5 protein-coding genes, 1 pseudogene and 1 other annotated feature are annotated in these 13,091 nt (G+C 32.9%); of the genes and pseudogenes, 5 read left to right on the top strand and 1 reads right to left on the bottom strand.

What is annotated here, in order from left to right; translation table 11 throughout:
* Positions 1-116: 116 nt before the first annotated feature.
* Positions 117-363, top strand: a binding site (T-box leader).
* A gap of 240 nt (positions 364-603) precedes the next feature.
* From FS935_RS05100 to FS935_RS24555, 3 genes and pseudogenes are all read left to right on the top strand, one after another.
* Positions 604-2,268: a 2-isopropylmalate synthase gene (locus FS935_RS05100; protein WP_146946479.1), complete on the top strand. Its 1,665-nt coding sequence runs from the start codon at positions 604-606 to the stop codon at positions 2,266-2,268.
* Positions 2,269-2,893: 625 nt separating this feature from the next.
* On the top strand, positions 2,894-6,400 hold the full coding sequence (locus tag FS935_RS05095; protein WP_146946478.1) for a bifunctional 2',3'-cyclic-nucleotide 2'-phosphodiesterase/3'-nucleotidase: 3,507 nt from the start codon (positions 2,894-2,896) through the stop codon (positions 6,398-6,400).
* Positions 6,401-7,058: 658 nt separating this feature from the next.
* Positions 7,059-7,166 (top strand): annotated as a pseudogene (locus FS935_RS24555) (CDI toxin immunity protein); the annotation flags it as partial.
* Positions 7,167-8,097: 931 nt separating this feature from the next.
* On the opposite strand, the gene FS935_RS05090 reads toward FS935_RS24555, so the two are convergent.
* Positions 8,098-10,290, bottom strand: coding sequence for a sensor domain-containing diguanylate cyclase (locus FS935_RS05090; RefSeq protein WP_146946477.1), 2,193 nt, complete (start codon positions 10,288-10,290; stop codon positions 8,098-8,100).
* 85 nt (positions 10,291-10,375) lie between these two features.
* On the opposite strand from FS935_RS05090, the gene FS935_RS05085 reads away from it, so the two are divergent.
* Both FS935_RS05085 and FS935_RS05075 read left to right on the top strand, forming a co-directional pair.
* Complete coding sequence (locus FS935_RS05085; protein WP_146946476.1) at positions 10,376-11,014, top strand: C40 family peptidase; 639 nt, start codon at positions 10,376-10,378, stop codon at positions 11,012-11,014.
* A gap of 1,351 nt (positions 11,015-12,365) precedes the next feature.
* Positions 12,366-13,091: NAD-dependent epimerase/dehydratase family protein (locus tag FS935_RS05075; RefSeq protein ID WP_146946475.1), on the top strand; the 726-nt coding region annotated here is incomplete at its 3' end.

The following is a 13,091-nucleotide window of genomic DNA, read 5'->3' as shown; positions in this document are numbered from 1 at the left end:
CAAATAAACAGGAATTAAAAAGTTATTTAAATTCATAATAAGCTCTATTTTTAGAATATTCAGTATTGACAACTAGGGTTTATCGATATATCATTCTATTTAATTAAATAAATAATTTATAAGCAAAGATTGGAACTAGTAAAAGGATTTATAAACTTGTCAGAGAGCCGATGGATGGTGAGAATCGGTAGTTATAGCCTTCGAACTCATCCAAGAGCTACTTCCTGAACACAATCAGTAGGGAATGTCGGTGATCTTCCGTTATGAAGATAGGTGGTGTTGGCCACCGAAAATGAGTGGGTTAATGTTATTTTAATTAATCAATTAGAGTGGTACCGCGAGATATAAAGTCTCGTCTCTATTTTTTATAGAGATGAGGCTTTTTTTATTTTTTAAATAAGGCTCTTTTCTGAACGATTGTTGCTATGTAATAAAATTTGGAATATAAACAGTGTTTTCTTACTATAAGGGTACCATTTTATGAAGATAAGATGCCACTAGACTTAATAAAGTGCTGATTGCTTTAGGTATTTAAAAGCAACAAAGTTTGAGAAAACAGCCTTAAAAAAATAACAAATTATAAATGAATAGGTGGGAGACAGAATGAAAAATATCGATAAATATTCTAGGGGTTACTTTATGCCTCCAGTGCAAAGCTTGAAATGGACAGAGAAGGAATATATTACAGAAGCTCCTACATGGTGTAGTGTCGATCTTCGAGACGGAAATCAGGCTTTGGTCGTCCCGATGAGTTTAGAGGAAAAACTAGAATACTTTCAGTTGCTATTACGTGTAGGGTTCAAGGAGATCGAAGTTGGATTTCCAGCTGCTTCGGAAACTGAATTTGCTTTTTTACGTACTTTGATTGAAGAAAACTTAATTCCGGAAGACGTGACAATTCAAGTTTTAACACAATCAAGAGAACATATTATAAAAAAGACATTTGAAGCATTACAAGGTGTGAATAAAGCAGTTGTTCACTTGTATAATTCAACATCTGTAGCACAACGTGAGCAAGTATTTAGAAAATCTAAAGAAGAAATTATTGATATTGCTGTTAATGGAGCAAAACTGCTTAAGAAATATGCTGCTAAAACAAATGGGAATTTTCAATTTCAGTATTCTCCAGAAAGCTTCACTGGTACAGAAGTTGAGTTTGGACTTGAAATTTGCAACAAGGTTCTTGATATTTGGCATCCGACAGCAGACAACAAGGTGATTATCAACCTACCAGCAACTGTATCAATGTCCATGCCTCACGTTTACGCAAGTCAAATTGAATATATGAGTGACAACCTGAGCTATCGAGACCATGTAATCATATCACTTCATCCACACAATGACAGAGGAACTGGCGTAGCAGATGCCGAGCTAGGAATGCTTGCCGGAGCGCAAAGAGTTGAAGGGACTTTGTTTGGAAATGGAGAAAGAACAGGGAACGTCGATATCGTAACACTAGCACTAAATATGTTTTCACATGGGGTAGATCCTAAGCTGAATTTAGACAATATCCCTACTATTATTTCTAAATATGAGAAATTAACAAGAATGAAGGTTCACGAAAGACATCCATATGGCGGTGAACTTGTCTTTACAGCATTTTCAGGTTCACATCAAGATGCAATTGCTAAAGGAATGAAATGGCGCGAGGAAGAAGAACGTGAGCAATGGACTGTACCTTATCTATTAATTGATCCGATGGATATTGGACGAGAATATGAAGGAGATATTATCCGAATCAACAGTCAATCAGGTAAGGGAGGAATTGGTTATATCCTTCAGCAAGCGTATGGAATTGATCTACCTGTCGAAATGCGTGAGAGCTTTGGATACAGTGTGAAAAATGTTTCAGATCATGAACACAAGGAACTTATGCCAAGTGAAATTCATGACATTTTCATTAACAACTATGTGAATATAAATACCCCTATTGAATTGATAAATTACAAATATACTAAAAATGATGATTATGAAACAATTATATCAATCAGGATGAATAATGAAGATCATGAATTTATTGGTGTGGGAAATGGTAGACTTGATGCGATTAGCAACGCTCTTCAAACTCAACTTGATATTACTTATACAGATTTGGTCTACAAGCAGCATGCCCTAGAAGTAGGATCAAGATCAAACGCTGTCTCTTATGTAGGAATTACTGCAAGTAATGGTACTATATATTGGGGATGTGGTATTGACACTGATATAATGAACTCCTCAGTAAAAGCTCTGTTTAGTGCGGTTAACAATTTGGTGTCTAGTATATAATTTCCTTTTACTATTAAAAGAAAAAAATGCCTATCAAATTAATTATGATTTGATAGACATTTTTTGTTAGTGTTTTTCAGGAATAGTTGTACTTCGTTTTTATAGTTATAGAAATACTTCGGTGACGGTAAAGCCTATAGCAGATTTATTCCAAAGGTTTATTATCTGTTTTGATATAATTTCATTAATAATAAGTTAAATAATTAGCAGTTGGACATAATTGTAAAATAGCTTTTGAATTAGAAACAGTGAGAGAGGTAAATCCCTATTATTCTATAATTAACTTCGTGTAAAAATATTTATTAATAAAACTAAACCATAGTTAATAAAAACGTTTGAATCCCTTGGTAGTTAGGGACTTAGACGTTTTTTTATCATATTAGGAATTAACCAAAAGTGTTATTAACACATCTATGGTGATCAGTATTAGGGGAGTTATACCCATATCATTCCTGTTACACACCGCAGAATATAAGCATCTGGCACTACATAAAACTATTCCTAAAAAATTATGATAGTAGAATAGAATCATTATTCAGTAGAATTAAACTATTATAAAATAATTCTGCTATATTTAGATTTAGAGATTTAATCTCTTAGAAAAATAAAAGGATGGATGGATCGAATGAAGTTGCAAAACAAGCTTAAAGGTAAAAAGATTTTGACTAGTACACTAGCTATTTGTTTGTTATCAACCCCGTTCATGACAAGTGTTGTAAATGCAGCAAAGCCTACCACTTCTAAGGTTCAATCACAGGTAGAGCTTCGAATTATGGAAACAACAGACATTCATACGAACCTGCTAAACTTCGATTATTACAAAAATGCTGTAGCTCCTAAGCTTGGACTAGCTAAGACAGCAACTCTTGTGAAAGAAGCAAGAAAAGAAGTAGAAAACTCTGTTCTCGTAGACAATGGTGACTTAATTCAAGGTACTCCTCTTGGCACCTATAAAGCTAAGATTGATCCACTAGAGGACGGCGAGGTACATCCAGCTATTGAAGCAATGAACATCATGGACTATGACATAGCCACACTTGGAAACCATGAATTCAACTATGGACTAGACTACCTAGATGAAGTGTATGATGATGCTGAATTTCCTTATGTAAATGCAAATGTATATATTGATGACCATGATAATAATCCTTCAAACGACGTTAATAAATATAGTCCTTATAAAATTGTTAATAAAAAAGTAAAAGATGAAGATGGCAAAACAAAGGTTATAAAAATAGGCTATATTGGTTTTGTTCCTCCACAAATTAATGAGTGGGACAAAGCTAACCTTGATGGCAAGGTGATAACAAAAAACATTATTGAAAGCGCTGAAAAATTTGTTCCTCAAATGAAGGAAGAAGGTGCAGATGTTGTTATCGCATTAGCTCACTCTGGTTTTAGTGGTAATGAAAATAACACAGAAGATACTGTTTATGGTTTAAGTAAAGTGGACGGCATTGATGCCATCACATTCTCACATACTCATAAAACTTTCCCCGCTAAGGATGAATCTAGCCTAGATTCACTTTTTAAAGGGTCTGATGGAAAACCATTACCTGGAGTAGATAATAAAGAAGGTACTATTAATGGTGTTGCTGCAGTTCAAGCAGGATATGGTGGTGGTTCACTTGGAATCATCGATCTTACTCTTCAAAAGATTAAAGGAAAATGGGAAGTTGCTGATTCCAAGTCTTCTACTAGAGATGCATCAGTAGTTGAAGCAGATCAAGAAATTGTTAGCGCTGTAAAAGATGTACATGAAGATACGATTAAGTATGTAAATACACCAATTGGTACAACAACTGATGATATTTACAGCTATTTTGCTCTTGTTCAAGATGATCCTTCGATCCAGGTTGTGACAAATGCACAAAAATGGTATGTAGAAAAATACATTTCATTGAATAAACCTGAATTAAAAGACCTTCCAATTTTATCAGTTGGTGCTCCTTTTAAAGCAGGACGTAATGGTGTTGATGAATATACAGAGATCAAAAAAGGAGATTTAACCATCCGTAGTGCGGGTGACCTATATCTTTATGACAATACATTAAAAGCTGTCAAAGTAAAAGGTTCTGTTGTGAAGGAATGGATTGAAATGTCAGCTGGAAAGTTTAATACAATTGACAAGACTAAGACGGAAGCACAAGAATTATTAAATGCTTCTTTCCCTGTGTATAACTTTGACGTGATAGACGGAGTTGAGTATCAAATTGATGTAACTAAGCCTGCTAAATATGATTCAAAAGGAACGCTTGTTAATCCTGACTCAAGCCGAGTTGTTAACTTAGAATACAATGGTGAACCAATCGATCCAGAACAAGAGTTTGTTGTGGTAACGAACAATTATCGTGCAGGTGGTGGTGGGAATTTCCCTGGCTTAAAAGGCAGTGAATTAGTTGTAGATTCTGCTGATGAAAACCGCCAAATTTTAATGGATTATATTTCTGAAGAAAAACAAATTACTCCAACTGCTGATAATAACTGGTCAATTGCACCAATCTCAAGTGATGTGAATGTTACATTCAAGACTTCACCTAATGCAGATCAGTACATTTCAGAGGGAAGCCCATTCTCTTATACTGGACAAACTGATGATAAGGGATTTGGTATATTCAATATTGATTTAAACCGTGGAATAAAAGTTCAACTTCTAGGGTTAAATGATTTACATGGTCAATTAGATACGACTACAAAAGTAGGTGAATCCTACGCTGGAAAAATTGAATATACAGCAGCTGCACTTAAAGCGGAAGAAGCAACAAATCCAAATTCACTTATCGTTCATGCGGGTGACATGATTGGTGGGAGTCCTTTAGTTTCAGCTCTTTTCCAAGATGAGCCAACAATTGAAGTATTAGAAGAGATTGGCTTTGATGCTGGAACATTAGGAAATCATGAGTTCGATGAAGGTATTGATGAGCTAAAGCGTATGATGAATGGGGGAGATCACCCAAATGGTAATACAGGTTATGACGGAATGGACTTTCCACTTGTTGCAGCAAATGCCTATGATATGAGAGACGGACAGCTGATCACTGAACCCTATACAATACTAGAAACTGGTGGTCAAAAAATAGGTATCATTGGTGTTGTTACGCAAGAAACTCCGTCTATGATTGTGACAAAAGGAAACGAATTTTTAAAAATTACAGATGAAACAGAAGCAATTAATAAATATACGGCAGAATTAAAAGCACAGGATGTAGAATCGATTGTTGTTCTAGCTCATAACCCTGCTACTCAAAATGGTTATACTGACTCATTTGATGCAAGCAGAATTGCTGAACAAATCAATGATGAAGTTGATGTAATCTTTGCCGCTCATAACCATGTAAAGGTGAATAGAGTTGTAGATAATAAGTTGATTGTACAAGCTTATTCTTATGGCTCTGCTTTCTCTGATGTTGATCTTGAAATTGATCCGTTTACAGGAGATATTTATAAAAAAGAAGCAGAGATCAAAACAGTTTACCATGACAAGTACTCACCAGATCCTGTGGTGTTTAACATTATGAAAAAATATATAGAAAAAGTAGAACCAATTAAAGCTCAGGTAGTTGGTCAGTCCGTGTCTACACTTGCAAAAGGCTATCCAACTATTGCAAAAGAGTACGGTGATATTGGCCTTGGTAACCTGATCGCTGATGGCATGAAGGAAGCAATGGACGCTGACTTTGCCCTCATGAATGGTGGTGGAGTTCGTGCACCATTAGAAGCGGGTGAAATCACATTTGGTGATTTATTCGCCGTTCAACCATTTGGTAATGTATTAAATAAAGCGACCCTCAGTGGTGATGATTTAAGAATGATTCTTGATGAACAGATTTCCGCAAAAGGTCTTGATTATCATATTTCTGGCTTCAACTACACGTACACATTTGATGATCAAACTAAAACTGGTAAAGTCGTTGACATCTTTTTACCTGATGGAACTCCAATCGTTCCAACAAAAGAATACACAGTAGTAGTAAATAACTATATGTACGGTAATCTTAAAACTAGTTTTGGAAAACTTTCTTCAAGCATGGAGGTTGGTCCAGTAGATCTAGATGCTACAGTTGATTACGTTAAGGGTTTACCTTCTTCAGTTGACTACAAAACTGAAGGAAGAATTAAAAGAGTAAACTAAATGAAGAAGAGGCTGGCAATTAGTTTTGTCAGTCTCTTTAGTTTATTTAAATAATCAGTGCGAAAACAAATTTCCAAATACATATAAACCTTAACCAAAACTTAATTTCAATGTCAATTGTGTTAATTCCGCCTCTTTACATGCTCTACCTAAAGCAATAATAGGTTGAACTCCATAGAGGGTGAATTAAAAAAAGAAAATTACATAAATATTAATAATACTAATTTTAAGTGTTGTAGAAGTTAGTTTATCGGTAGTAGAAGGAAATAAATCTTGTTTGTTTTAGGGAGCAACTGGCGGTATAAAGCTAGACTCAACTGAAGTAGAGATTTGAGAGGCTAAGGTGGTTGAAATTCTGTTTAATTCGAATGATATAAAATCCATATAAATTCCCGCGATAGAATAGTGTGATGGTGTTACAAAAAAATAAGTTGAACTTGCTCTTTGTGTGGATGAATACAATAGTAAACAAGGATAGAGTACATACTCTTGGAGACGAAATGATTTTTATACATAGACAAGTCATAGTTGCAACTAGCAATGCTCTTAAATCTGCGAGCATATGGTCTAGTCCTAGGTTTTTTAGAGGAAGATTTGGTTTCAAAAATATAGCGAAGTACCAGAGAGATAGGAGGGATATAAAACTTTATGTCAGTAAGATGTAACTGCGGTTGGTTCAGATACTTTTATGTATAACTTAGAAGTAGGTTATGTAATAGAATCTTATCACGATGGAGAAGTTACAATAGGTTTAAATAAATTTTAATTACAGATAACGATATATTTTCCCATATTTAATGTTCCACAAACGAGCGCAAGTGTTGAAGATGATGATTTCAATTTTAATGCACCGTGATAAGGAATAGTTGTGATGCTAACGGGTGCATTCCTTCAAAAAGGGTTGCTCCTATTTTTTTAGAGGAGGGTCTGGTTTCAAAAATATAGCGAAGTACCAGAGAGATAGGAGGGATATAACCTTACAGAGTTATAGAGCGTTTATGTCATGTAGGAAACTTTTAAAAAATATTTAAATCACTTTTCATAGCTGTTCAGAGTATTTGGGAATAATTTTATTGAACCTCTGAAATTCCATTGAAAAGACCTCTAAATAATTGTTTTTTGGAGGTAAACTTTTAAATAACAGTTATTATATAGTGAGTGTCTCATTTGGCGAGATTTTTATTCCATCTCAATTCCTTAAGTGATCTTAGTGTATGAGACAGAATACAAGTTTTTCTTATTACTTCCTAGAATATATTTTAAAAGTTGCCCAGAAGGGACTTATTGTTTCGTTCCTATAATTATAGGGATGGGATAGGAGATTATCGGCATACGTCCTTGGGAGTTATGTGTTGCAGTAAAACACATAACTTTATTTAGTGTTACCAAGTACCCACAGACTAAACATAGCATAAATTTGATATTGAAAAGGCTGGTAATTTTTTGATGCAGGTTAATTATATTAAAGAATCGTTAATATGTACTTTCCTCATAGATCGTAAACACTGTTATCAAAAAGGGTTGAAAAATAGTTATTCAATAAACAAGGTATTAACTGTAACTTTTCTACTCTAACGATAAGTGTTATTAACACGTCTAGAATAAAGGCACCTTTAATAGGAAATTGTTCTTTTAATAATTATTAAGTAAGCGTATATAAAATGGGAAGTTGGTATTTTTCGCCAACTTCCTATTCGTTATTTTATTTCTATATAATCTTTATAGATAACCACCTGATCTCTTCCCATGTTTTTAGCTTTATATAAAGACTCATCTGCTAGCTGAATCATGTTATTTATTGATAAGTTTTTATTGCTAGTATTACTACAAACTCCAATACTGACAGTTAAAAATAGTTTTTTTCCATCATCTATTGAAAATGGGTGAACATGGAGAGTTTCAATTAACAACTCAGATATCTCCAAGGCCTTTTTCTCGTCAGCATTATTTAAAATGGCTATAAATTCTTCACCGCCATACCGTCCAACAACACCTATTTCTTTAATTATCTCTTTTACTCGATCAGCAACAAAGATTATAGCTTTGTCACCTATGTTATGACCATAAGTATCATTTACCTGTTTGAAATGATCAATATCTATTAAAATGATCGTTACATTTTGATTTAATTCAACAGATTTTTTCATCATATTTTTTGCTTTTTCTAAAAAATATTTTCGATTTAATACATTTGTTAAGTGATCATACATTGCTGATTTTTGTAGCGATTGATAGTTAATTAAATTGTTTATTAAAACCATATATTGCTCCCTGAAATAAGGGATAACATTCTCTACCTCGTATGTATCTATTTTAAGGTTCTCTTGACTATAAGCAATAAGAAGAGCTTCATGTCCCTTACAAACTATTGGTATTGAAAGGTATGAACCGAAAGACTGCTGAATACCTAATATACTTAGATCTACATCATTTGCATAAGTCAGTTTTTTAAAATATTGTTGATCTATATTAATTGTACGATTAACTAAAATTTCACCTTTTTGAGTTAATAAAGACCAACCTGATTTATTTTTAGATAGGTAAAAGCCATTTTTAAATTTTGTAAGAATCATTATTGTAGTAAGACCACTATCCGCTAACTCTTTTATTTCCTTCAAACTTGACATTTGTTTAAAAGAATTTTGTATAAGTGTTTGCATGTAATATTTTTTTGATTCCATCTCTTTTTCTAAAGTAATCCTTTTAATCCTATCAGCTAACCCCAATGATAAAACTAATACTTCCACAAGAGATCCAATTTTGGGGGCAAATAAGGTTATAGGAGTAAGTGGAACTAGCTTATATGCAGCCAAGATATTTAATAAGACCCCTATTAAAAGAAAGACCCATGCAGCAATAAAAAATTTTGCTTCCCTTGTTTTTAACCTCACTTTTATTGCAATCAATATGATAAACAATACAAAGATAGTTGCAATAAGAGTACTAGTCATGGTTGAGATACTTATACTAAGTGTAAAAGGAAGTATCAAAGCTATTGCACACACTGTATTAAAAATATTGACCATTTTATATAAAATAGGTGCTTTCCTTTTTAATTGTAAAAAATGTTTAGCGAACTGTAATGCAAATATTGCAGTCCAAAGAATAAAGAATGAATTTGATCTTAATGCCCACCAAGGATAATCTCCCCATATCCATTGAAATGCATATCCGTCCCATATTGATTGCATAGTTGTAAATCCAGCAATAAATAGAATGTAATAAAAATATGTTTTTTCTCTAAGTGAAAAGAATAGGAAACTATTATATATAATTAATCCAATCATTGTGCCATAAAATAGCCCGTACATCATTTGTGCGTTAGAATTTTCTATTGAAAATACAACAGGGTCCCAAATTGTGATGGGAGCTTGAAAAAAGCTATCGGTTCTAATTTTTAGATAATATGTACTTGCTTTCTCTGAAGGTTGTAGTTCAAGAGGGAAAATTAGATTACGATGTCTTATATTTCTCTCATTAAAAGGTTTACTGTAGCCAATTGTTTCCTTTAATTCAAGCTTTTGATGAGTAACCGAATATAATGAAACTAAACTTAAATGTGGCTTTTTTAATTCTAGTAATATATCTTTTGGAGAATCACTAGTATTTAAGATATTTATTTTTATCCAGTAGGTAGAATTTGCTATGTCTCCGTCTATATTCAGCTTACTTATAGGAAGAAATTCGTCTTGCTTTTTAAGAATCTCGTTTTCTGAGATATTATTTTGATCAACGTATACCTCCCATGAATCTTTTATATTCACCTTTTCAAATTCGTTATTAATAATAATATTTTTTGAAGAAGCAAAAATAACGTTCCTGTCTGTAAGAATAAATGTGAAAAAGAGAATACAAATAATTAATATTATCTTCTTGAAAGCCATTTTCATGAGGTTTGACTCCTTATTGCAAGAATTATTGTATAATTATATCATGAGCAATTCCGATTAAAACATCAATTATTAGGAGGAGCATATGAATTCACAGTCATTTAACAATCTATTGCCAACGCTCAATACGGGAGATCTAATCCTTTTTAGTGGTAAATACTCTATAAGTAAATTAGTAGAAAAACTTGAAAAGAGCATGTGGTCACATGTAGGAATGGTGATACGTCCCGATCCTAAGGGAGAAGTGTATTTTTTTGAATCAACAGCATTAACTAATTTACAAGATGAATGGTTTCATGATAATAAGACAGGACCAAAAGTCGTGAAACTTTTAGATCGACTTAAATCATATGGGCAAGATGTCACTCCTTATGAACCTCCTCAATATGCACTTCGTTCATTAAAACTAAATCACAAAATAGATCAACAAAAGCTTTATGATTATATTACGGAAGTACATGGAATTCCAAACCCTAATGAATGGAAAATGATAGAGGAGGTAATCGAAGGAAGATATTTATCTATAACCTCCAAAAATATTGACTATACATGTAGTAGGTTAATAGGAGAAACATATAAGACGTTAGGAATTGCATCATTTAATATGCCTCTTAATGGTTTAATGCCTAGCGATTTTTCTTCAACAGGGAAAATTATTATAAAAGATGGTAATTTGGAAGAAGAAGTATTAATTGATATCAAGGAATACGTTGGACATATGTAGACTATTTCCCATAAACAAGTATAATTGCATTAATTTTAAAAATTTATGCAATTAAAAATAAGTTTTAACAAGGTGTTCAAAATAGGAAGTAGCATTTAGAAACAGAGAGGGAGGAGTGTCCCTAAAATCCGAATAAATTAACTTTGTGTGGTATATCTATTAAAATCAGACTTATTAAACACGTTTAAAAACCTTTCTAGTTTGTGTTTTAGAGATTTTTATATGAACTTAGAAATTAACGAAAATTGTTATTAACACTACTTGAGTGAGGGAAGCACAGGATACAGGAGGAGAAATTATTTAATTACATTTAGTGTCTTTGTCTTTTTCGTTTTTAATTTTGACATTATTAAAGGGGAAGCAGGACATCGTTGTTAGGAATAAATCGATTACAATGGAGTTCGTCCTAAGAGCTTAGCCTTATAAACAATAGGCCATTTGTTTATAGTGATAACTGTATTTATTTTAATATTACTGAAGAATCACCATTTCTAGTCATATTATTTGAGTTGAGTTCTGCATTCGGAACTGTGGGTTTATCATTTGGCTTTTCAAACTTATTGGATAGATCGTCATTATTATGAATATGTTTATAGGTAAACTAAGGCCACTTACCCTAGCATTTTCTTTAGAGCAACCAGTAAAAACTAAGATAGGGTTTCCAAATGAATTTATACTAACAGGGTAAAAGGTACAGTACTAATAATTTATTTAAAATTAAAGGAAATCATCTTATAAAGGTATGATTTCCTTTTTTGTGTTCCTACAATATGTCAGTGGAACATTATTTACAATATCTGATGTTCAGCCATCGAACGCGAGTGTTGAAGAGTGGGGTTTTAACACCTTTTATCTATCTGCATATTCAACAACAGAGCGGTAATATTGAAAATATAAATTACATATTATTCCAATCTAAACTTTTAACAATATGATATATATTACTGAACAAGTTAAAACAGAGGGAGGTAACTCCCTATTCTTGAAATCTGAACTCTTGTAAATACAAAAAGCCAGTGGAACAGCTCCGTCTTTTGACCTAAATCCCAAAGAGATTCTCAGAAAATTAAAGTTATTTTACAATCCTTTTATCTAATAAATTCCTGCCTACAAAATATAGCAAAAGGAGACTTTCTCTAACTAAGGACAGTTTCCACCCAATTATTATATTATCTAAGAATAACACCTCGAAATATAATCTTTTACATGAGGAGATTTGTGATTGTAAGTAGGAGTTTTATCCATTACTATTAGATGGTAATATTGTCTCATTTTGAAGAAATTTAGCATATTTTGAAATCGCTTTTTCATCATCAGCGATTATCAAAAATATAATATTGGGGTTTGAGATATGAATGTTTTGATAACAGGTGGTTATGGATTTATTGGTTCTTTTGTGGCAGAGAGATTTTATAAAGAAAATCACAAAATTTTTATTATTGATAATTTAACAACTGGAAGAAAAGAGAATATAAACTTTCGGCATAAATCACTGATCATCGACATCGAGGATGAGCAGTGTGAAAAGTTTTTTAAGGCCCACAGTATAGATGTTGTGATTCATTGTGCAGCACAAACACATGTGAAGCGATCAATCGATGAACCTGTCACTGATTCGTCAACAAATATTCTCGGACTAATTAATATGTTGAATTTGTCAAAAATCCATGATGTGAAGAAATTTGTTTTTTGTTCTTCTGCAGCTGTTTATGGAGATAATCAGAATTTACCATTACGAGAGGATGAACAGGGAAACCCAATCTCTCCTTATGGCTTAAACAAATTAACTGGCGAGCAGTATTGCCAAAAATGGGATGAATTGTATGGTGTTTCTTCATTAATATACCGTTTTTCTAATGTGTATGGACCAAGGCAGCATTTGAGCGAAGAAAGTAGTGTTATTGCCCATTTCACTAATGTATTACTCCGGAAAGAACCAATCACAATTCATGGTGATGGTGAACAAACACGTGATTTTATATATGTGAGTGATGTCGCTGAAGCGATTTTTCGAGGAGTTCGTAGTGAATTGAGTGGCATCTATAATTTGTCAACTGGTACGGAAGTGAGTATTAAT

The sequence above is a fragment of the Metabacillus litoralis genome (assembly GCF_007994985.1).
Lineage (GTDB): Bacteria > Bacillota > Bacilli > Bacillales > Bacillaceae > Metabacillus > Metabacillus litoralis.
This window is presented reverse-complemented; position numbering and strand designations above follow the sequence as displayed.